22 protein-coding genes and 1 pseudogene are annotated in these 23415 nt (G+C 38.0%); 16 read left to right on the top strand and 7 right to left on the bottom strand.

Features of this window, described 5'->3' with window-relative positions:
• Positions 1 to 4: 4 nt before the first annotated feature.
• From IR083_RS23045 to IR083_RS23060, 4 genes are all read right to left on the bottom strand, one after another.
• Positions 5 to 3178 (bottom strand): efflux RND transporter permease subunit, encoded by a 3174-nt coding sequence (locus IR083_RS23045; protein ID WP_006799458.1) that lies wholly within the window; start codon positions 3176 to 3178, stop codon positions 5 to 7.
• Between the two features lie 33 nt (positions 3179 to 3211).
• Positions 3212 to 4330, bottom strand: a complete 1119-nt coding sequence (locus tag IR083_RS23050) for an efflux RND transporter periplasmic adaptor subunit (RefSeq protein ID WP_006799457.1) — start codon at positions 4328 to 4330, stop codon at positions 3212 to 3214.
• A gap of 12 nt (positions 4331 to 4342) precedes the next feature.
• Positions 4343 to 4807: a MarR family winged helix-turn-helix transcriptional regulator gene (locus tag IR083_RS23055; RefSeq protein ID WP_006799456.1), complete on the bottom strand. Its 465-nt coding sequence runs from the start codon at positions 4805 to 4807 to the stop codon at positions 4343 to 4345.
• Positions 4808 to 5207: 400 nt separating this feature from the next.
• Positions 5208 to 6953 (bottom strand): phospho-sugar mutase, encoded by a 1746-nt coding sequence (locus tag IR083_RS23060; protein ID WP_006799455.1) that lies wholly within the window; start codon positions 6951 to 6953, stop codon positions 5208 to 5210.
• A gap of 292 nt (positions 6954 to 7245) precedes the next feature.
• Here IR083_RS23060 and IR083_RS23065 point away from each other — a divergent pair, with 292 nt between their 5' ends.
• A complete protein-coding gene (locus IR083_RS23065) occupies positions 7246 to 7839 on the top strand; it encodes a hypothetical protein (RefSeq protein ID WP_194226086.1) in 594 nt (197 codons plus the stop codon).
• Positions 7840 to 7847: 8 nt separating this feature from the next.
• Here IR083_RS23065 and IR083_RS23070 read toward each other — a convergent pair whose 3' ends face one another.
• Entirely contained in the window at positions 7848 to 8471 is a 624-nt protein-coding gene (locus IR083_RS23070) for a viroplasmin family protein (protein ID WP_006799453.1), read from the bottom strand.
• Positions 8472 to 8693: 222 nt separating this feature from the next.
• Here IR083_RS23070 and IR083_RS23075 point away from each other — a divergent pair, with 222 nt between their 5' ends.
• The 13 genes and pseudogenes from IR083_RS23075 to IR083_RS23135 all read left to right on the top strand — a co-directional run bounded on the left by IR083_RS23075 (position 8694) and on the right by IR083_RS23135 (position 18691).
• Positions 8694 to 8993: a hypothetical protein gene (locus IR083_RS23075; RefSeq protein WP_006799452.1), complete on the top strand. Its 300-nt coding sequence runs from the start codon at positions 8694 to 8696 to the stop codon at positions 8991 to 8993.
• Positions 8994 to 9155: 162 nt separating this feature from the next.
• The gene (locus IR083_RS23080; protein WP_006799451.1) at positions 9156 to 9770 is read left to right on the top strand and encodes a TetR/AcrR family transcriptional regulator; all 615 of its coding nucleotides are present in this window, start codon (positions 9156 to 9158) and stop codon (positions 9768 to 9770) included.
• Between the two features lie 105 nt (positions 9771 to 9875).
• Positions 9876 to 10178: a hypothetical protein gene (locus IR083_RS23085; RefSeq protein ID WP_194226087.1), complete on the top strand. Its 303-nt coding sequence runs from the start codon at positions 9876 to 9878 to the stop codon at positions 10176 to 10178.
• Positions 10179 to 10259: 81 nt separating this feature from the next.
• Positions 10260 to 11156, top strand: coding sequence for a phospholipase A (locus IR083_RS23090; RefSeq protein ID WP_194226088.1), 897 nt, complete (start codon positions 10260 to 10262; stop codon positions 11154 to 11156).
• A 93-nt stretch (positions 11157 to 11249) separates the two neighbouring features.
• A complete protein-coding gene (locus tag IR083_RS23095; RefSeq protein ID WP_194226089.1) occupies positions 11250 to 11684 on the top strand; it encodes a thioredoxin family protein in 435 nt (144 codons plus the stop codon).
• Complete coding sequence (locus IR083_RS23100) at positions 11681 to 12421, top strand: lipopolysaccharide kinase InaA family protein (protein ID WP_194226090.1); 741 nt, start codon at positions 11681 to 11683, stop codon at positions 12419 to 12421. The genes IR083_RS23095 and IR083_RS23100 overlap by 4 nt, the downstream gene beginning before the upstream one ends.
• Before the next feature lie 19 nt (positions 12422 to 12440).
• Positions 12441 to 13388: a 3-oxoacyl-ACP synthase III family protein gene (locus IR083_RS23105; protein ID WP_006799446.1), complete on the top strand. Its 948-nt coding sequence runs from the start codon at positions 12441 to 12443 to the stop codon at positions 13386 to 13388.
• Positions 13389 to 13415: 27 nt separating this feature from the next.
• A pseudogene (locus tag IR083_RS23110) lies at positions 13416 to 14333 on the top strand (UDP-3-O-acyl-N-acetylglucosamine deacetylase); the annotation flags it as partial.
• A 78-nt stretch (positions 14334 to 14411) separates the two neighbouring features.
• Positions 14412 to 14618, top strand: coding sequence for a hypothetical protein (locus IR083_RS23115; RefSeq protein WP_006799444.1), 207 nt, complete (start codon positions 14412 to 14414; stop codon positions 14616 to 14618).
• Between the two features lie 30 nt (positions 14619 to 14648).
• Positions 14649 to 14873 carry a winged helix-turn-helix domain-containing protein gene (locus IR083_RS23120; protein WP_006799443.1) on the top strand — a complete coding sequence of 75 codons (225 nt, stop codon included), beginning with the start codon at positions 14649 to 14651 and terminating at the stop codon, positions 14871 to 14873.
• 279 nt (positions 14874 to 15152) lie between these two features.
• Positions 15153 to 16562 carry a collagen binding domain-containing protein gene (locus IR083_RS23125; protein ID WP_194226092.1) on the top strand — a complete coding sequence of 470 codons (1410 nt, stop codon included), beginning with the start codon at positions 15153 to 15155 and terminating at the stop codon, positions 16560 to 16562.
• Positions 16563 to 16697: 135 nt separating this feature from the next.
• Positions 16698 to 16865 carry a hypothetical protein gene (locus IR083_RS23130; protein WP_006799441.1) on the top strand — a complete coding sequence of 56 codons (168 nt, stop codon included), beginning with the start codon at positions 16698 to 16700 and terminating at the stop codon, positions 16863 to 16865.
• 161 nt (positions 16866 to 17026) lie between these two features.
• Positions 17027 to 18691: a mechanosensitive ion channel family protein gene (locus IR083_RS23135; protein ID WP_006799440.1), complete on the top strand. Its 1665-nt coding sequence runs from the start codon at positions 17027 to 17029 to the stop codon at positions 18689 to 18691.
• Between the two features lies 1 nt (position 18692).
• On the opposite strand, the gene IR083_RS23140 is transcribed toward IR083_RS23135, so the two are convergent.
• The gene (locus IR083_RS23140) at positions 18693 to 19883 is read right to left on the bottom strand and encodes a lactonase family protein (RefSeq protein WP_044215933.1); all 1191 of its coding nucleotides are present in this window, start codon (positions 19881 to 19883) and stop codon (positions 18693 to 18695) included.
• A gap of 757 nt (positions 19884 to 20640) precedes the next feature.
• Here IR083_RS23140 and IR083_RS23145 point away from each other — a divergent pair.
• Positions 20641 to 20901, top strand: coding sequence for a type B 50S ribosomal protein L31 (locus IR083_RS23145; RefSeq protein ID WP_006799438.1), 261 nt, complete (start codon positions 20641 to 20643; stop codon positions 20899 to 20901).
• 116 nt (positions 20902 to 21017) lie between these two features.
• Here the strand turns inward: IR083_RS23145 and IR083_RS23150 are convergent, their stop codons facing one another.
• Complete coding sequence (locus IR083_RS23150; RefSeq protein ID WP_006799437.1) at positions 21018 to 23006, bottom strand: DUF4954 family protein; 1989 nt, start codon at positions 23004 to 23006, stop codon at positions 21018 to 21020.
• Between the two features lie 312 nt (positions 23007 to 23318).
• On the opposite strand from IR083_RS23150, the gene IR083_RS23155 reads away from it, so the two are divergent.
• Positions 23319 to 23415 (top strand): DUF4372 domain-containing protein (locus IR083_RS23155; protein WP_194226095.1); only part of this gene is annotated, 97 nt, incomplete at its 3' end.

The following is a 23415-nucleotide window of genomic DNA, read 5'->3' on the forward strand; positions in this document are numbered from 1 at the left end:
AATGTTATTGTCCTTGTTTGTTTATGAATTCGTCGTTCGAATTTATCATTCCCGATTTACTTACTTTATCCTGTAGAGACTGGAATATGATATACAGCGACGGTATAACCAATACCCCGATCATAGTACCGATAAACATACCTCCGATAGCACTGATACCGATAGAGCGGTTACCGATGGCACCTGCACCGGATGCAATAAACAGAGGGAATAATCCCGCTATGAATGCAAACGATGTCATCAGAATAGGACGAAGACGTGCGACAGCTCCGTTTACGGCTGCTTCTATAATACTCATACCCTGCTGACGGCGTTGCAATGCATATTCCACGATCAGAATGGCATTCTTCGCCAATAGCCCGATGAGCATGATCATCGATATCTGGACGTAAATGTTATTCACAATACCCTGCGACACACCGAATATCATCAGGAAGATAAATACTCCGGCCAATCCGACAGGAAGCGAGAATAATACCGCCAATGGTATGATATAACTTTCGTAAAGGGCACAAAGCAGCAAGTATACGAAAATGATACAGATACCAAATATGAGAACGGTCTGGCTGCCGGCATTGGCTTCTTCACGTGTCATACCACCAAATTCGTATGTATAGCCATCAGGGAAAATACTTTTATCCTGAGACATTTCTTCTATCAGGTTCAATACATCCCCGGTACTTTTTCCGTCGATCATATTCGGTATAATGGTCATATCTATGGATGTATACATGTTGAAACGGCTCAATGTAGGAGGTGCATCGATATCTTCCACATGAATAAATTCTGTGATAGGAGCCATATCCCCACTTCCGGTCTTGACGAATAAACCACTCAGGTCGTCCAATTTTCTTCTGTACTCAGGAGAAGCCTGCAATACAACCCTAAATTGCTTACCATATAAGTTGAATGTTGAGATATACGAACTACCGATATAAGCCTGTAATGTTCCCATCACTTCGCTGAGACTTAATCCTGCTGCCTTAATCTTAGGTAAGTCAGCTGATATTTCTTTCTGCGGGAAGGCAGGGTTAAAGTTTGTCATAGCCATGAGTATGACATCGTTTCTGCTTTGTAGTTTATGGAGGAAGTTTTGAGCTATTTTATTAAATTCGTTAATATCTCCCCCTGTACGGTCTTGCAACTGCATATCAACCCCTGCACTCAATCCAAATCCCTGAAGGGTAGGAGTAGCCACGAAGAAGAATGTCGCATCCTTAATATGGCTTGTCTTTTCTTTCAGTATGGCAGATACTTCATTGGTCGATAGTTTACGATCATTCCATGACTCCATTTTTACAATCAAAGTACCATACGAACTGTTCATACCGGCAGTAAAGTTAACCCCTGAGATATTAGTCACACTCTTAACACCATCAATCTCCTGTGCCATATGAACGACCTGATTTACAATAGAGTCTGTTCTCTCCAGGGATGAACCCGGAGGCAAAGTCACGAAACCGATAACACCTCCACTATCCTCATTCGGTACGAAACCGGTAGGCAACATATTCATCAGAAAGAATAGTATGGCTGAAGAAACGGCTATAATAGCTACCGTAATCCAGCGATGGCCTCTTCTTCCTAAGAACTGAAGGCTCTTTTTGTACTTCTGTGTTGCACTGTTGAACGTAATATTGAAATAATAATAGAACTTTTGCAAGAAACCTTTTTTCTGATGTTCTTCGTCGTGTGCTTTCAGGAACAAGGCACAAAGAGCCGGACTCAAAGTCAAGGCATTTACCGCCGAAATAAGGATTGCAATGGCCAGAGTCAGACCGAACTGCTTGAAGAATATACCGCTGGTACCGCCGATAAAGCTGACCGGAATAAATACGGCCGACATAACCAGCGTGATAGATACAATAGCCGGTGCTATTTCCTTCATCGCGGTCATAGTCGCTTTTTTAGGATCTTTCTCTCCTGCGTCGAGCTGTGCATGGACAGCCTCGACGACGACTATGGCATCGTCGACCACAATACCAATGGCAAGCACCAATGCAAACAGAGTCAGCAAGTTGATAGAGAAACCAAACACCTGCAAGAAGAAGAATGTACCTATAATCGCTACCGGTACTGCTACCGCAGGTATGATTGTAGACCTGAAGTCCTGTAAGAATACGAATACTACGATAAATACAAGAACAAAGGCTTCCAGCAATGTATGAATAACTTTCTCGATAGATGCATCAAGGAATTCACTGGAGTCCATCATATAATTAAACTTAACTCCTGATGGTAATAATTTTTCAGCATCATTCAGTACGGCTTTCACGTTATTAATAACCTCCTGGGCATTTGATCCGGCTGTCTGGTTGATCATGATAAATACAGACTCATTTCTGTCGGTCTGGGAAATAACGCTATAGTTCAAAGAACCTAATTTAATATCCGCGATGTCTTTCAATCTTAGAATATGTCCGTCCTGAGAACGCAGGATAATATTACCGAACTGATCTTCTGTCCGAAGTTTTCCGGTATATCTCATTGTATATTGGAAAGACTGGTCGCTATTTTGTCCCAGTTCACCGGGAGCGGCTTCTATATTCTGATCTGCTAATGCTGCACTTACCTCCTGTACGGAAATTTTGTAGGCAGCCATCACATCCGGTTTAAGCCATACACGCATAGCATAGTCCCTGGCTCCAAAAACGCTGGCGTTACCAACACCATATACACGTTTTATCTGCGGGAGAATATTGATATTTGCATAGTTCTGAAGAAATTCCCCGTCATAGTCAGGGTTACTTGTACTGATTGTAAGCCCCAGTAATGTACTATTCTGTTGTTTAGCCACAGTCACCCCCAATTGAGTTACCTCTTCCGGAAGCAATGGATTTGCGCGTGCCGCGAGATTTTGCACGTTTACAGCAGCAATATCGGGATTAACCCCTTGCTTGAAATAAACTCTGATCGTAGCAGATCCACTTGTCGCAGACGATGTCATATAAGTCATCCCTTCTACACCATTGATTTGTTCTTCGAGTGGAACAACCACACTATTCATTACCACATCCGCGTTTGCACCGGGATAGGTAGCTGATACCTGCACTGTCGGAGGAGCGATATCGGGATATTGTTCTACAGGCAAGGTTGCCAGACCAATAATCCCCAGTACCACAATAATGACAGAAATGACTGTAGAGAGTACAGGTCTTTCTATAAATGTTTTTAACATTACTTCTTTATTTTATTTATTAAATAAATTGTCTTATTTTTTCACGATGATTGTTGTACTATCAGACAGAGTGGCAACTCCACCTGTTACAATACGCTCACCAGATGAAAGGCCGTTTGTTACAACATAGCTTTTCCCGTCAGGTGTAGCAGTAACATCAATTAGTGTTTGTACAGCAATAGAATCGCTCACTACTTTATAAACCAGACGTTTATTTTGTTTTGTAAATGTGGCTGCCTGAGGTATTACTATGGCCTCTTCTACGTGCTGAGGAATAGACAGGTTTCCGCTGAATCCGCTTCTCAACACTCCGTGAGGATTTGGAAACTCAGCCCTGAAGTTTGCAGATCCGGTTGATACACTTACCGATCCGGAAATTGTTTTTATCTTACCTTTCTCTTCATATACAGTGCCATCTGCCATTTTCAGGGTAACTGCAGGCAGGTTGTTTATTTTCTCAGCCTGAGTTTTACCCGGCAGGTCTGCCAATAAAGTAACGAGGTCTTTCTCATTCAATGAGAAATACGCAAATACATTTCCTGTGCTCGATACTGTAGTCAGAGTATTGCTATTATTAACCAAGCTACCCTGACGATAATTGATCGTACCTACAACACCATCTACCGGACTGGATACATTGGTCCAACTCATCTGTGCCTGCGCACTTGCTAGTTGAGCCTGAGTTTGAGCCAAAGTTGCTTTTGATGTAAGCAATGTGTTTTGGTAAGTATCGAGTTGCACCTGGCTTACAATACCTTGTTCGGCCAAAGGTTTGAATCTGTCAACATTCAACTGAGCTGTACTCACCTGTGCTTTCGAACTTTCAACTGCAGCCTGTGCTGTTCTCAAAGCTTGTTCGGCTGTAGGGGAATTGATTTTAAATAAGATCTGTCCCTTTTTCACTACTGCTCCTTCATCTACATAAACAGCATCTATAAAACCATCGATACGAGGTCTGATTTCAACATCTTCCTGTCCTTTTATAGTCACCGGATAAACAGTTTCCAATTCTGTGTCCTGTATACTTAATACCTGTGTCGGATATTCCTGAGGAGTTTTATCTCCACCTCCGAAAGGGTTGGAGTTCTTGTTCCCACAAGATACCATAACCAATAGAGCCATTGCTCCGATAACAATCTTTTTCACATTCATACCTATATTTATTTAGTTGTTTGATTTACTTAATCTGTCCATCTCCTGTAAAAGGATACTTAATTGTGTCTTTAATACTTCTACATCGATGTTTTTGAATAGAAGCTCTTGCCCGCTTTTTACTTTGGCAACTGCTTTTTCGAAAAGTTCCTTTCCTGCTTCTGTTAGTTCTACAATGCGGGCCCTTGTATCAGTTGCGCTTTCCCGTCTGCTTATTAATCCCTTTCTTTCAAGATTTCTTAATATTGTGGAAGTAGTCATAGGGTCTATTTCCGTTTCCTGCGATAAAACGATCTGTGTGGCCTCTTTTTGCTGCCTCGACATATGATATATAGCACCTAATAATTCCATTTGTGATGTTGTTAGTCCAAATTCATCTAATACCTTGTGTTTACCTCTTTGCCAGAATTTGGAAACACGCCATATTAGATATCCCACCTCCTCATTTGGATTCCCTAATTTGCAGTTTACTTCCATTTAATCTATTTTTTTTAAATTCGGCACAAATATAGTAAGTGTACTTATAATAAGTTTATAGGATAGTAAGTAAAAATTACTTTCTTAACATTTTTTATAAAAAAACCTGTTATAAAACATGTTTTACGGAAATAAACAGAAGAGGTTTTGTGAAGCAGAGAGGATATGAGTCTTTTTACAATCCTTTGCTAAAATATTCCAGTTTAATTGTTAATGTGTTATTAGTGTGAATCCTTTAGATATTTCATAACAATCTTGATTCAATAATTGTTGTTCACTGTGAGCATTTATTTAGGAATTCAGTTTTTGAAGGATAAAAATCAATTCAGTGACATTATTTTCGCAAATATATCAGGTAAAAGAGCCGGATTATTACCATCCGGCTCTGCTTAGTATTTTTTTAGATTCCCAAGTCTTTACAGACTTGTTCTATCTTCTTTTCTGTACTGGCATCTACGGCATTGTAGTCAGCTCTGGATTTCAATTTTGCTTTAACCTCTATATAGAACTTAATTTTCGGTTCTGTACCGGAAGGACGGATAGATATTTTAGTTCCGTCTTCAGTAAAGTATTGCAATACGTTTGATGTGGTAGGCATTTCCAATGTATATTCTTCATTGATAGCCAGATCCTGAGCCTTCAGTGTTACAAAGTCTTTGATGAGCGTCACCTTAGAGCCTGCAATCTGTTTGATTGGGTTTTCTCTGAAGTTTTTCATCATAGCTTCTATTTCCTCTGCACCACTGCGTCCTTCCTTAGTTACCGAAATACCCTTTTCCTTAGAGAATCCGTACTCTACATAGATGTCCTGAAGCATTTCGTACAACGTTTTTCCATTGTCTTTTGCCCATGCTGCGATTTCACCGAAGAGCATAGCTGCCGATACGGAATCCTTATCGCGAACAAAGTCTTCGGCAAGGAAACCATAGCTTTCTTCTCCTCCTCCTATATATTGACGCTTACCTTCAAGCTCGCGCATAATAGCAGCAATCCATTTGAATCCTGTATAGCACTCGAACATTTCTACACCGTTTTTCTCCGACACTACCTGGGTTAGGGCGCTGGTTACAATTGTACGCACAGTATATTCCTTTCCGGTAAGTTGTCCAAGTTCTCTTTTGCGGGTAATTATGTAATAGATAAGGATTAACATTGTCTGGTTTCCATTCAGTAGGATGAATTCCCCTTTATCGTTGCGGATACCAGCTCCGAAGCGGTCGGCATCGGGATCTGTGGCAAATACCAGTTCGGCATTTGTTTCCACTGCTTTTTTTACGGCAAGGGCCATCGCTGCCGGATCTTCAGGATTTGGGGATACAACAGTAGGGAAGTCACCACTCAGTACGTCCTGTTCCGGTACATTGATGATGTTTGTAAATCCGGATGCTTTTAGAGCCTGGGGGATTACAGTAAATCCTGTACCGTGTAACGGAGTGTATACAATACCGATTCCACTGTGACGTTTGATAGCATCAGGTGAAAGCAATATGGTTTTCAGCTCTTTTATATATGCTTCATCCATATCTTTACCTAATATTTCTATCAGGCTTTTGTTACCTTTAAACTTGATATTCTCAACGTTTACACGGTTTACTTCGGCAATAATGTTTTTATCATGTGGCGGTATAACCTGTGCACCGTCTTCCCAGTACGCCTTATATCCATTATATGCTTTCGGATTATGAGATGCTGTGATCATGATACCACTTTGGCAACCCAGTTTGCGGATCGCATATGATACTTCCGGTGTAGGGCGCAGGTCCTCGAACAAATATGCTTTGATTCCGTTAGCCGATAGAATGTCAGCTGATATTTCAGCATATTTCCGGCTGTTGTTACGACAATCGTGTCCGATAACTACTTTTATCTGTTTTAGCGAAGAAAATTCTTTCAGCAAATAGTTAGTCAGGCCTTGTGTAGCTGCCCCTATAGTATATATATTAACTCTGTTGGTACCGACTCCCATAATACCACGAAGACCACCTGTTCCGAATTCAAGGTCTTTGTAGAAAGCCTCTATCAACTCTGTTTTATCCTCTTTGTCTAATAATGCTTGCACTTCTTTTCTTGTCTCTTCATCGTATTTGTCTGATAGCCATGTTTTGGCTTTGGCTGTCACTTGCATTAGCAAATCATTACTTTCCATGCGTGTTTGTTTTATTATTTATAGTTCTATGTAATATTAATACTACAAAAAGCAAAAGTAGCATTTTTTTGCTGTTCGGGAATAAGAAAAAGTAAGAAAATATAAGTAATTTTTTTATATAAAGTTATATCTGATGATTTCCAAAAGGTTAATTATTTTAGCCGATCGGAAGTAGAGATTGATGGTTTTGTTATTAGTTACGAATTACATGTAGACGAGATACAAGATACGGGTAAACACGTTATTCTTAATTCTTTATTTTTTATTATCTTTGACACAAACTCAAATAGATATGCTGCTCAGAAGTTTACTTGTTTTCTATATCATCTTTTTTGTGCAATCCGGTATTGTACAGGCACAAACTCATACCTATAGTACTATTATTTCTGATGAGGAGATTTACGGCTTCCTGAACTGGATGACCAGTAATGATAAAAAATCTGAAATAAAGTTTCTTAGGAACAACAAAAAAGTATCTGTTAAAATACTACCGTGGGATACAACTAACTTTATCAGCAAATATATAGGAGAATACGATATCAGTCATCTGGAACCTGACAATAAATACTTGTTCAAAAAATCCTCCGGTCTGGATACGCTGTTTACGCAGGCTGATAAAGATTATTTTTATGAACAGTTTATATCCATCAAGGATTCAGTCTGGCATAAGGGTTTGTCCGGCAAAAAAATGCTACCGGTCAAGAAAAAAGATTATACGGATGTGAATTATTATTCCGTACCTCTTTTTTCGCGTAATAAGGAATATGTTATTATCTACAAAGTTTATACCTGCGGGTACGAATGTGCATATGGAAAATATTACTTGTATAAGTATGATATGGACAAATGGAGGTTTCTAATGTCAGTGAATCCGTGGACTAGCTAGTTTTAAAGTCATTTTCGTCCGAAATCGGCAGGGATTTCACCCCATTCGTCCGTTTTCCACTTTATTATCTGAGTAGTGTACGTATTGTCCCGCAGCCATTTCTCGGCACGTTCTATCATGTAGAATAAAGATTCATTTTCGGGTAGTCTTTCCAATTTTGTTTTACACTTTTTCTCTTTCACCCATTTTATGGCATTGGCGCTATCCGAATAGATAGGGATTTTAAACTTCTTCTGTTTTAGCAAAGCCAGGCCATGTACCAGAGCCAGGAATTCACCTATATTATTTGTTCCTTTCTCAAACGGTCCCTGATGGAATACCTGTTCTCCGGTCTGCACGTACACACCTCTGTATTCCAATAGGCCGGGATTTCCGCTGCAAGCGGCATCCACAGACAAGCTGTTTTTTATGATTTCGGGTATATTATGAATGGAGACTTTCTTCTTTTCTGCTTTTTTTCCTATGTATAGCCATGGATTATCATTATATGCTTTTTCCGCTTCCTCTTTGGTGGGGAAAGACTTATAAATAGCCCCCTCATACCCTTCTATTTGTGCTTTCGCCTCATTCCATGACGAATACACCCCGGGAGTTACGCCATTCCACACTACATAAAAATTTTTCTTTGCCACTAATTTTGTTATTCTAGATAATCAGCTATTGGTTGTAAATGCAAATTAACGAAGAAAGCCGGAAAATACGAAATAATAGGATGTTTAAAGAGTATTACAATCAATTATTCTGGCTCGGTTCTAAACTTAATTTCTCATTGAAATGTTATTTTAATATAGAAAAAAGTAACACGGTTGAATATAGATACGTATACTATTATTAACAATCTAAATGAGATACTTATGGATACCGAAGAACTGTCGAAACGCTACATGGAAAAATATAACGAACTTGCAAAGAAATTTGAAGAGTTGGAAATAAGCAATCTTGTAGAGAAGTTGAATAATGCAATCTCTCGGTCGGATATGGCTAAAACAAACGAATTGTATGATAAAGTCCTGGAATGGAATGCCAAAGTAGAGAAACTGTCCGGTGCCAAAATAGCGTTGGATATACAATTTAGTTATCTGCGCTTGCCTTCGCCTGCTTTGTTTGGTGTTACATTCGATGGAGAAGAGAAAATCTGGAGGTTTAACACCTGATAATAAAAATAAATTATCTCTATCAATCAAATCTTTACCGGAAATATGTGTTTTTGATACTATTTAAAAATATTTTTTAACATTAAAAATAATGTGCAATCGAATTTTATGTCGCAATTTTGTATTGTGAACGATTGTTCACGTATTTAAAATGATTAATTAATGAAGTATAGCAGAGAATACATATTAAGACGAGCTTTCGATGTTTTTATGAACAAAGGTTATGATAGTGCATCAATATCCGTTCTGCAAGAGGAATTGGGGATGTCTCGCGGAGCTATGTACCGGTATTTTAAAAATAAAGAAGAACTGTTCTTTGCTGTTATCGACGAGTATTTCTTCAAAATATTCGACAAAATGCTCAATGGCATTAAAGGAGATATTACATTACCCGAATTAATTGAAGCCATGCACAGGCGCCAGAAAACCGTAACAAATGCATTTATGAGAGCAGGCGTTACGCATACTGTTTTTCTGAATTACACGGCTTTAATAATACAAGCAGCGAAACATTATCCGGATTTTGTCAATCGCTTTAGGATTATCTATGGACGTTTGCTCGATCACTGGCGTAAAGCATTGCTTAAAAGTATAGAAATCAAGCAGGTCAGGGCTGATATTGATGTTGAGATAATGTGCATACTATTTAATAATACGGGGGTAAAAGAAACTTCGGACCAGACTTGTGACGAATCCCAATTTGTGACAAATGTGGTAAAGGATATGGAAAGAAGAAAAGAAGTGATGGATTATTTATATTGCTTGATCAAAGCTTAATTTTTTTTACAGGACCGTGAACTATCGTTCATTAATGCGATAAAATCGAGCATTTATTTTTTATAAACAAATGAACAACTGTTCATATATCAAATGACAACTTTTATGAAAAAAATAATAGCTATCCTCACTCAAAAAGGGGCACTCAGCAAAGGAGTTCAAGAAAATACAACTGTAAACCTATTTGAATTAGAAGATGAAAGCGTAAAAGGTGTTGAAAGCCTGAAACTGGAAAGTACCGAGAATAACTACTTTTCGTTACTGATGGCCATTAAAAAAGTCAGTCTGGTATATGCAGATACAATCAACTCCGACCTAAAAAATATCCTGAATAAAATAGGGATCAGAACAAAATGTAAAGAAGATATACCAAGCGACAGATTCATTAATCAATTTATCTTCGACTAATAGGGGAATTATCTTCGATTAATAGTAACAAATATTCAGAAAACTAAAAGTGAGGGATCATTTAGCTGATTTTTTTAACTTATGCGGAAAATCTATTTATTTATTTTATTAGCAATAATATCAGTCTCTCTATCAGCTCAGGACGATTTGCTGTATGCTAATGACAGTATCAGGGAGCAATATAATGTAGCCATGCGGGATCCCAATATATTCAAACCCAGACATTTTGAAATATCGGAAAGTGAAGCCGTAAAAATGGCCGACCGAATGCCTTCGTTTGCAGTATATAAAGATACATACTTTGTGACGGGAGTACCGTTGAATGAGGAAATTACGAACAGTTCGGCCGACGCCAGTTTTCAGATAAGTATAAGACAACGTCTGACAAAGAGTGTGCTTCCGTTCAAAACATTTGCTTATCTGACATATACCCAGAGATCGTTTTGGGATATATATGCTGAATCCAGTCCTTTCAGGGATACAAATTATAACCCGGGTTTGGGTTTGGGGAAATACATATTTCATGATAAAAAGCTGGTGGGAGCAATGTTTGCCCAACTGAAGCATGAATCGAACGGACGCGACGGGGAAGATTCGCGTAGCTGGAATTATTTAAGCATATCCATGAAATATTATTTCAACGCACGCTTCAATTTATCCGGTGAATTTTGGATACCTTATGTGGACGGAGGCAATAATAAAGATCTGATCGACTATAGAGGATTAGGTTACCTGTCGATAAACTATATAAGCGATAAACACAAATGGTGGTTATCCGCAGATTTAAACCCCAAAAGAGGATTTGGCAATATCAATACAACACTCACGGCAAGTTTCAGGATATCGGAGAAAGCGAACCAGTATATTTTTGCCCGTTTCTTTCATGGATACGGTGAGAGTTTGCTGGATTATGATAAATATTCGATGAATATCCGGGTGGGAATATGTATTAAACCCGATTTTTATAGTCTCTTCTAGGTTTAGTACGATTGCATCTTTTGAAGCATAACTATGGCTGATAGCTCCTGTAGGGAAGCGCAGCATTAAATTTTTTTATTAAACTAAACGGTAATGAAAACTTTTAAACTTCAGGCATGGCATTTCGGGTTGATGCTTATAATATTAAGCATAGTTACAAATATTATGGGGACCTGGGCTGTAAACAGTATTCCGGGTAATGTTGAAGACAGCCGTTTTGTAGAACTGAATGACAAAACATTTGATGAAGCAATCCGTACAGGTTCCGGATTTGTACTTTTTTATAAAGAAAATTCAGAATTGTGTGACAAAATGGAGTATAATCTCAACCGATTACCTGTAGACGATAGAGAAAAAATTAACTATTATAAAGTAAACATTGCTGAATTTGCCGCTCTGGAAGCAGAGTATCGTATATCAGGGGTTCCGAGTATACTGATATTCAAAGAAGGAAAAGAGAGAGAACGGATTTTGGGAGTTATTCCGGAGTCTAATTTAAAAATCATTTACAACAGAGTTACAAAATGAAACTATGTATCAATCCTAAATATAACGAACTTTCGGAATTTATACATTCGATCCCGGAGATTTTTTCTCAAGAAGGCGAACTGGTATATAATGCACGTAATACAATCAAGTTGTTCCGGATAAATGGTTTTATGGTAAATGTAAAATCTTTTAAAAGGCCTATACAGATCAATCGCTTTGTGTATAAATATATCAGAAAGTCTAAGGCTGAAAGATCTTTTAATAATGCACGGTATGTCCTGGATAAGGGAATAAATACACCCGAGCCCATCGCATATATAGATATATGCGAAAACAGATTATTGTCGGAGTCATACTATATTTCCATACATGAGGAGGTACAAGGCACGATGAAAGAAGTATATAGGCAAACAGAAGAAGAAAGTAAGGGATTGATACAGGCCTTTACAATGTTCACTGCCGAAATACATAAGAAAGGAATATTTCATAAAGATTATTCACCTGGAAATATCCTCTATAAAACAACCGAGGACGGCTATCAGTTTTATCTGGTAGACCTCAACCGGATGTCGTTCAGAAACATCAGTTTGCTGGATAGTTGCAGAAGCTTCAAACGTATCAAGGCCAATGATAATACACTGGATTATATTGGTGAAGAATATTCAAAAATCCGTAAATATGATGAAAAAATATGCCAGAAACTAATACATCTGTACAACAGGCGTTTTTGGAAAAAATATTTGCTGCGTCATCCCGAATGTGAAAACCAATATTGAGAATTTAAACATACAGAATATGTATATTAATGCAACAGGGTACTATATCCCACCCACAAGAGTTACTAATGACTATTTCAAAGAAGTGAACGGTCTTACCAGTGACTGGATTTTGCAAAGAACCGGTATACGCTCACGTTCCCGGGCAACCGAGAAAGAAACAATGAACTATATGTGCGCAGAAGCTGTAAATAATGCTTTGCCTAAACTGCCATACGATATCAATGAAGTGGATCTGATAGTATTTGCTTCGTACACACCGTCCGATACGATTGCTACTGCCGGACATTATATCCAACGGGAATATAATATATCCGATGCTAAAGTATTTTATGTATCATCCGCCTGTTCGTCTGCTATCAATGCGATGGAAATTATATACTCGTTTTTTTCGTCACAAATAGCTAGTAAGGCTTTGTTGATTTGTGCCGACCGGAATTCGACCTATTCGGATGACACCGATTGCATGTCGGGACATTTGTGGGGAGATGGTGCGGTTGCATATTTCTTCTCCGACACAGCACAAACCGAAAAGGACCCTCATATTATTGATATTACGACTCAGGGCCTGGGGCATGTAGGATTAGGCCCAGAAGGTGTTTTCCTTACTCCGGCTAATGGCGGGTTACAAATGCCGCATGGAAAAGATGTATTTATGTATGCTTGTAACTACATATCACAAAATACGAAAGAAATAGTGGAGAATAGCGGATACTCTCTCGACAGGTTAACTTATTTCATCGGCCATCAGGCTAATATGAGAATATTGAAAAATGTAACCAGACAGCTCGATCTGAGTGACGATGTAATATTATCCAATATAGAAGAATTGGGCAACACAGGCTCAGCCAGCGCTCTGTTGGTATATGCTCAGAATACAGATAAGTTCCGGTCGGGAGACCTGGTATGCATATCGGTGTTCGGTGGAGGATATTCTGCTGGTGCCTGCTTATTAACAATGCCTTAAGATACAAAAACAATAAAAAGATTTGTTATGGTTAATCAAAGAACTTTAAAGAATAGTTTTTCACTGAGTGGAAAAGGGTTGCATACCGGGTTAAGTATCAACATCACGTTCAATCCTGCACCTGAAAACCATGGTTACAAAATCAGACGTACCGATGTGTTGGGACAGCCTGTAATAGATGCCTTGGCCGAGAACGTATCGGCCACACAGCGAGGTACGGTATTGTCGGCCAACGGGGTACAGGTAAGTACTGTAGAACATGCATTGGCAGCATTGTATGCATGTGAAATAGACAACTGCCTGATAGACGTGGATGCTCCCGAATTTCCCATTCTGGATGGAAGTTCCATAGCTTATGTAAGTAAAATAAAAGAAATAGGAATACAACAGCAGAATGCTGTAAGAAAGTATATAACATTCAAGCGGAAAAGAATCAAAGTGGTAGATAAAGCTACCGGGGCTTCGATGCTTTTATTGCCTGATGATTCATTCAGTATTCAATCGCATATCTCATTCAATTCAGCTTTATTAAGGCGGCAGGATGCAAGCCTCAACGATCTGTCGGAATTTACAAGAGACTTTGCTTCTGCCCGGACATTTGTTTTTGTCCGCGAAATAGAGCCTTTGCTACAAAATAATCTGGTTAAAGGCGGAGATTTGGACAATGCTATCGTGATATACGACAAACCTATCGAACAAGATAATCTCGACCATCTTGCCGATGTAATGGGAGTGAAGAGAAAGGATGCCAATAAATTAGGATATATCATGAATAAGCCGTTACTTTATCCTAACGAGCCGGCCAGACATAAACTACTTGATATTATAGGTGATATATCATTGGTCGGTCATTTTATAAAAGGGAAAATTATCGCAAATTGCCCCGGACACAAAATCAATAATCTGTTTGCCAGAGCTATACGCGAAGCCATGAAAGAATCTAAGCCAACGAAAGTTGCTATGCTTGCAGAACCGGTACATACTGGACAATTTTATTGGAATCGTCCCTAAACAATTTTGATTATGAATAAGGTATTGGCTTTCATATCGAATAATAGTACCATATTGTTGGGCATACTAGCCGGAATAATTATAGGTTTTGTCTATTGGTTCTATTTTGCATGTTATTGGGGTACTTATCCATTATCGGCCGAATGTTGGGTTAATTGCAGCTATGGTGCATTGATAGGAGGATTTGTTTTAAGTCTGATCGATAATAAAGAAATATGACTCATTTTATAAATTAAAAACTAGTAAATTATGCTGAAAAATGACATTGGAATTAATGCAGGTATAATATGGAATTTACTGGCAGAAAAAGGTAAGTTAACCATAAGGGAAATTGGAGAGCTCTCTGATTTTAAGGATTCTCTTATAAATATGGCATTAGGCTGGTTATCAAGAGAAAATAAAATCCGTTTCTTTGACGAAAATGGTCATTTATATATAGAATTGAATCATTCAGTATCTGAAACTTATTATTGATTAAATTTATTCATTATAGAAAAAAGCGTTATTTAAATAAGTAACGCTTTTTTTTGCTTTTACAGTTGGTATACGGGAATGCTAAAAAAGTTCATTGGGATGAAATTCTTTGCATTTTAACTTAAATTCCAAAAACAAATAAATCGGTTAACATGTTTATCTTGGGAAGACAGACGGATATGTAAATTCTACCACATCTATGTACCATGTACCTTACCATTTTATTTTACAAGCTACGGTTTTATATAGAATAAAATAAAAAGGAAAGGAAAAAGGATAATGAAGAAGAATATTATAATTTACTTATTGTCATTTATCGGATTGTATGCATGCACCGATAATGGCGATATGGAAATGGCCCACTTCACGATCTCGGCAAGAGATATTGTAACAAATGAATTTATTGGTGGAGGGACATATAAGGTACTCGATTACAACAATGAGGTTGTAGCCACATATACTCTCACAAATGGCAAAACTGAGGTTACAGACCTACCTGCAAGAAATTATACAGTAGTAGAAGTTACGCCTCCCAGCGGTTATGTAGGGAATGAAAAAGAAAAGAAGTATCTGTATTTCAATAAGAACTCAGAAGATTTCATCTTTCAGTATATAGACAAAAATACCAGAACTTTGCCTGAATCAATGAAGGTCAACTTTTACACCACTGAGGGTAATCAGCTTCTTGGCGAATATAACGCTGTACGTGTGGGAGAATATTATTGGGTAAATCAGAACTTCTACCATACGGTGAAGTGGGGCAATGATTTTGAAAATATCTATCCGATTACTCAGAATGTTCTGGATAAATATGTAGAACGTATCAGGATAGCGCCATCACAATTTCAATTACAAAATATCACTGATTTTGAAAAAAGCTATGGTAGATACTACAGTTATCCAAGCATATTATATATGAATAAATATGGTGTAATGCGAGATCAAAACAATCAAAATATCAAAGGGTGGAAGATTCCAGCACCGGAGGATTACAGGCAACTATTTGCTATGTGTCCGTTCAATACTACAAACGATGCTCCTCACACCCGGCTAAATGAACGGGATGTACGATTTGCGTTAGGAGCAAGACCGGGTGATAATCCTTTAGCCTACGATATTGCAAATCCCGGAGGAGGCCCTTATAAGACATACTGGTTTGACAAAAAGAATACGACTAACAAGTATAAATTCAATCTGATGCCGGGAGGGGCCAGATTGAACGGCGATGGTCCGTGGTGTAATGGTTTGGGACCTACGAACGGTTGCTATACAGATGGAAAGAAAGGGGACATTTACCACCTATTTTACTCTGCATACATGGCTGTGCAGCTTTGGAATGATGAATTATCGATGGGAGTGGTCATGTTGCATGACTATGTGGATACCAAGGATGTTCTAAGCTATCATATGATGAATGTACGCTGGTGCAGAAGGCTTAGCGATATTGAACTTGGCTACAAACTATATATAAACGCAAATCAGACAGATATAAAGAAACTGGATTTGGATACGCCTCCACCAAGTGGGTATAAGGAGTTGCCTCATGGATATGTACGGGGATTCTATGTGCAATATATACTGAATAATCCAAAGTCTACGGTAACAGTAAGTAAAATAGTGGATTATGCTAGGAATGTAGAGGATAATTATACATATGAAAACAGAGCGAATTTAAGCGTCATCTTGTAAATAGAATTAAACACAGTTCGGATGACAAAGGCGGGTGATTTATGATAAGTCACCCGCCTTTTTTACTGTCTCTACTGAACATAAATTATTGTGGTCGTGTTTAGTATATATGTTTAATTAAATCTACCATCAGTCATGAAAAAGAATGAAATAGTAAAGTCGCCACAGGATTTTGTAGCTTATGAGGAAGCCAGAAAGGATAAAAGCAATAGTTCCTATCCCGCTATCATTAGCGAAAAAGAAGTGAAAGCTGCTCTCAATAAGATAAATCCGGATGAGGACAGTATGAAAAGCAGAGGTTGATATTAAGATTGTATAATAAGGCTCCCTGTATAGAACAAATGCAGGGAGCTTATTTGTATATCTATTTATAGAGTATTTTTCAGATTTTATTATCTACTTATTATACGATTTATCAGTTAACTTATATATATTTGTTATATGCAAAAAGGCAAAAAACTACTATGAGCAAATATAACATCTTAATGTCATTGCTATGCATCACTATTTTATGTCATACAATAGATGCATCAGCCCAAAGAAGAACTACAAACAAAAAAGAACCTGTTATAGCCAAGGTTGATTCTACCGAGATTGTCTTAACTCAGACCAAGGGCGCACCGGTAGCACCTTTCATCGATACATTATTTCTGATACATGGTGGAGTCGGTTCATTTACAGTCGATCAAAGAGCATCAGCAATTGAAGATAAAATAAGATCGCTCGAAGAATACCCTCTTTTTAATCCGGATTCGCTAAAGCTAGTTGAGTTTAGCGACCAGATAAATATAGTATACGATGACCAGAAGTATCAGAATTCAAGAATTATAATCAGTATAGATACACTACAGGCCCAGATATATGGCAGGGCTAAGCTCGATCTGGCCGATTCGTATCGCAATATTATAATCAGCGCTATCGAAAAGCGGCACTACGAAACCGGCTGGAAACGAATAGGATTGCAAGCCTTATTCGTTATCCTGATAATTGCCGGGGAATATTTCTTCCTGCGGGGATTCCGCTATGGCTACCGCAGATTGAAAATATTCGTACGCAAACAACGCCATAAGAAAGTCAAAGGCCTGTTTGGTATAATTGAGGCTGAAAAAGCAGAGCAAATCATATTTGCCTTGCTCAAGATTCTGCGCTTTGTCTTAATAGTAGCATCCTTATTTGTATGTACTCTATTGTTTTTCAAAATATTCCCGCATACAACAGGTATATCGGATCAACTTCTCAACTATGTTATATCTCCGGTAAAGAAAGTTGCTGTCAGTATCAAAAATTATCTGCCAAATCTGTTTACAATAATAGTCATAGCCTTTATATTCAGGTTTGTAAAGAAATTCCTACGTTCCATCACAGATAAAATATCAGATAATAAAATTACGTTCAAAGGTTTTTATCCCGATTGGGCGAAGCCTACATACAATATTGTGATAGCCATACTGATGGTGTTTACATTCATCATGATATTCCCTTATCTCCCAAACTCGGACTCACAGATATTTCAGGGCGTATCTGTATTCCTGGGGTTAATGATATCGCTGGGTTCCACATCCGTTATAGGGAATATCATAGCCGGGTTTGTGATTACATATATGAGGCCTTTTAAAATAGGAGACCGTGTGAAAATGGACGATACAGTGGGCAACGTAATAGAAAAAACGGCTTTGGTAACCCGTGTGAAAACAGCTAAGAATGAGGTGATCACTATTCCCAATTCCAGTGTAATGAGTACGAAGACAGTCAATTACTCTTTCTCAGCGAGTCAGTATGGTTTAATCCTCTATACAACAGTCACTATCGGATATGATGTACCTTGGAGACTGATACATGAGTTATTGTTAAAGGTTGCATATAAAACCGAGAATCTGAACCGGAAGCAAAAGCCTTTCATTATGCAGACAGCTTTTGAGGACTTCTATGTGGAATATCAATTAAATGTATTCACCAAAGATGCCAATAAAATGAACGATATATATTCTGACCTCCGTAAAAATATACAGGATGTTTTCAAAGAAGCAGGTATAGAAATACTATCGCCTCATTATCGTGTCAACCGGGTTGTAAACATACATGAATTTAACGAAGACCCTCAAACCGAAGACGCTTCAGGAGAAGGTTGAGCTATTTAAAAGAAACAAACTTAAGACACACCGGCATATCCAGCTTTATATCTTTAAATGTATCTTCCAGTAGGCCGGTGTTTTCGTTTCTGAGGAATATCTGGATTATATCGCTGTCGCGGCTCGCCACAAGCAGATATTTACCATTCGGTGTAATTACAAAATTACGGGGATGTATTCCAGTTTCCTGATAGCCGGCCTTGGTCAGTTTCCCGTCAGCCTGATTGATTGAAAATATGGCCAGCCCGTCACCTTTCAGACGATTGGATGCATACAGAAATTTGCCATCGGGAGATATGTGTATGTCTGCACTACCCTTAGCATCGAGTGTATCTGCCTGTATAGATTGTATTTGGGTAAGATCACCCTTTATCCCGTCATAATTAAAAGCGATTACTGCACCGGACAACTCATTTATGAGATAGGCATATTTACCATTCGGGTGAAATGCAAGATGGCGTGGACCTGATGCATCGGCAACCTTAAATGATGGAGGGGTTCCCTGTTTCAGATAGTCTCGTGTAGCATTTGGATTTACATCGAATTTATGTATCTTATCTGTACCCAAATCGTCGGCAAACAGATGTTTTCCATCGGGAGAAAACATTACACAGTGTATATGTGGCTTTGCCTGACGTTCTGGATCTGCACCTTTACCGCTAAAACTTATAACCTGGGATGCCGCATTAAGCGAGCCATCTTCTTTCACTCCAAACACGCTGAGGTTACCACCCGAATAGTTTGCCGTAACCACATGCCTACCCGTGGCATCCACCGAAATGTAGCAAGGGTCGGCTCCTTTAGTTGGTTCCGTATTCAGATGTTTCAATTCTCCTTTTGCCTTGTCGAAAGAATAAGCATTGGCGGCAGCAGTATTGTCTCCTGTTTCGGTCACGGCATAAACAAATTTCTCGTCCTTGCTAACAGTCAGGTAAGACGGGTTTGCAACTTTCACCATGCTTTTATATTGAGAATATCCCGATACCGTATCGAACTGATATACATATATCCCCTCACTTTCACCTGCCGTATAAGTGCCGACAAGAAGGTACATGCTGTTTTCGTCTGATATAGATTCCATATTGATAACGTCGGTTTGATTTTCTGTTGAATTATCTGAAGCACTTTTTTTATTATTACACGATAATAGAGAAAATGCAATAGCTGTTGATAATAAAATATATTTACGCATGATTTTCATATTTACTTATTCAAAAACCTTTTATAGAACAAAAGAAAGCAAAATTTATTACATTGGCACATATTTAGTAAATAAATTAAAGAGGTAAAGGATTCCTTAAAACTTGACAAACTTGACACATTTTACATTTTTAGTAGACGGGTAAGCAAAATAATGATATATAAGTTTTTTTACTGGCTTATCCATATCTTGCATCTCGTGGTTGTTACTATTTTTTTATTTTATTAATTATATTGTATTAAAATCTGACACATCTGACACTATTTTCTTCTTTTTTATTTGTCCGTTTTCTTCACAACCCTTTTTTTGTTACACTGAATATCACTAGGCATGGACAGAAGAACACTGAATAAAAAAGTAACAAAGGTGACACAGAAAACAATTAATAATTAAGAATGAAAAATTAATAATTAGCTTGTCATACGGAGCAGAACAAAGCATCTCGTCAGTGAACAGTCATCAGTTAGCAACCTATATCTCGTGTCTCATATAACTTTCAACTTATTACTTAAAACTCATTACTTGTTAAAAGGTAACACATGTAATACTTATCACTCATTTGCTAATATGCTAACTTACCAATTTACTGATCAATACTTCAAAGAGCTAACAGCTATATACATAGATAAAAATCCAAAAGAAATATTCATATATTTATCCTAAATTTGAGGGAAATATTTTGTTTTAATAGGATAAAAGGCCTATCTTTGTCGGCTGAAAAAGAAGAAATAACTTAAACTACTATAAAATGAAGAAAGATATTCATCCAGAGAATTACCGTCCGGTAGCTTTCAAAGATATGTCAAATGATGAGGTATTTATCTCACGTTCAACTATCAATGCAAAGGAAACTATCGAGATAGATGGTGTTACTTATCCGCTGGTAAAGCTTGAAATTACCAGCTCGTCCCACCCATTCTACACAGGAAAACAAAAACTTGTGGATACTGCAGGACGTGTTGATAAGTTCATGAACCGTTACGCAAAACGTACTCAGCCTAAAAAATAAGAGTATAGCATCATCGGTCAAAAGAATTAAAAAAAGCTCTAAAGTAAAACTTTAGAGCTTTTTTATTTTTATCCTTAAGTCCAAGAGTTATGTCTTGTTTTTAATTAAGTGTAATATTACTTCACGCTCTTTTCCAGTCGGCTTATTATTTCATTACCCAGTTTTGTTTTCGTATCTATATGTGTCAATACAGCTTTTACAAAAGCGTTTTCTTCAAATACGCCACGTACTTGTTCAAAATCATCTTTCTGCTGGTTGCGGTCGCCATCAAGACCGAAGCCTGTACGTGAAGACAAAGAAAATTCCTTTTTGGCATCCTCGTATATCATCTTATCAAGGTTTACTACTACTGTTTTCCAACGCTCAACAATGTTTATGATATCCTGCGCCGTTATAGTTTCCAACGATAATCCGTAGTATTGCTGTATCTTATCCCATGCCCATGTCCATTCCAGTGAATAATAATCTTTGTGGAGTTGGGCAAAAGTGGCATTTATTTCCGAAACTTGCGTGATCTTCTCCGATTCTATATCTGCAATCAGTTTATCTATTTCGGAACGGGGGGCAAGCATACCGCCTATATCGCTCCATACACACAGGCCTACATTCGTATCGGGTTTCAAATAACTCCTAATCTCTTCGTTGCTTGTACATGGACAATTGCCCAGCCGGGATATTATAGAGTTGCCTAAGAACTTGTTTATAGCCATGTCATAAAGCTTTATGCCTTTATTCAGCGACGAGTTTTTAATGCGGCAACCTTTATATGAATAAAAATCGCTGGCTTCGCCGCATGTATCAAGCATCTCCCTTAATATAGATATTGCCTTGAACATTTTCTGTACAGTATACGGACTTAACAGGTTAAAGTTGATCTGATCCAATACCTCTGGATCTTTACGCTTATCACGTTTCGGAAATTTTTGTGCATCACGGATAGTACCTACACTGCGCAAATTTACACCCGGTACTAAAACTGTTTCATTCTTATCTTCTATCAGATAGGAAAACGGCATATTGGACGTGTCGGTATTGTGATAGTGGCGTCCCATTATCAGAGAAAACGCACCGATCCGGGATGGCCACAATATATACGAATCACTGGTTGTTTTGCCTCCACGTTCCACAATTCCCTGATGTATCGGTCCCAACTTATACATATGATTACTCTGATTGGAACCCGAACCGGCATTCATAAATGAAAACATTCCGGCAATCAGTAGCGTCGATTTATGATGTGTAACTGTATACGGCCCTGCAAATAAGGCGCAGGCTTCTCCGTTCTCACCCTGGCAATTACTGAAAAATAAAGAATCGCTGGCCGAATACGTATGGCCTAACTGACATGCCTGGCCGATAAAACAACGGGTGAGCATGGTTCCGTCTTCTACTCGCGAACCCGAACATATGATGAAATCGTTCGCCATTACACTATATCCGATATGTACAGGGTCGTGCTTATTGCTGTTTATACTTCCATTTTCTAAATGGCGGGCACCTTCTATGACGGCATAGTCTCCTATACGGACATTTTTTATAGCACCGGCATTTACTATTGCTACATTATTTCCGATGGTACCTGTTGTTGAGGTATTTTCTCTGGCATATGCCATAACCATATCCTGTAACTTTTTGGTGAGTACCGGACGATGACGATAAAACGAAAGTATATATGCAAAATGCGCGCTTAGCTTATCATATATTAAAACTTCACGTCCTCCCGTCTCATTCAGTACACTTACTTCCACGCCATTGCCAAAGGACGTTTCTCCATCTACATACAAATGGTGTATGTTTTGGATGAGTACATTATTACCGATCCTATAATTTGCAATATAATTCTGAATATTTTCTATCAGTACATTGTTGCCCAGCTCACAATTGTGAAGACAGGCATGGTGGATACCTGAATGCTTTTTTAATCCACCCGGCAGAGAGAATTCTTCCTCGAAAACACCCATTTTTATTTTACCCGAAAAATTTACATGCCTGATATAATCCGGTGTAAAATTATCCGCAACTTCTATATTATCCCAATTATCGGCAATACAGTATTGTGTCTTTAATGCATTTATTTCCTGAGGGGTAAGAGCTCTGTAGATCATATATTGATTATCAATTTTATTATTTATAAGTCATTCAGATAACTAATAAATTGTAAAAATAACAAGAAAGAAAGAGAATGTAAATATAAAATCCTAAAAAGTATCAGTCAGGTAATATAAAGTAGGGCAAACGCATCAAAATTCCTAAAGTTGTTTTCAGTCTCATGTAGGGGCGTATTGCATACACTAGTGTCCACTAAAAAACATTAACAAGCGATGTAATTATTTGATATGCAATTAATAATATTCGTTTTTTTTACGTGTACATTTCAAATCTCTATTTTTGTTAGAAGTAACAAAATGATAGTAGGAATGCACAATGGACATTACGTTTTTACTCAATTATGTAGATTTCTGCCCAAGAGAGCTTTTGATTGTTTAGTCGATAAATACGAAGGCAATAAATATG

The organism is Dysgonomonas sp. GY75 (assembly GCF_015234155.1).
In the GTDB taxonomy this organism is placed as follows: domain Bacteria; phylum Bacteroidota; class Bacteroidia; order Bacteroidales; family Dysgonomonadaceae; genus Dysgonomonas; species Dysgonomonas gadei.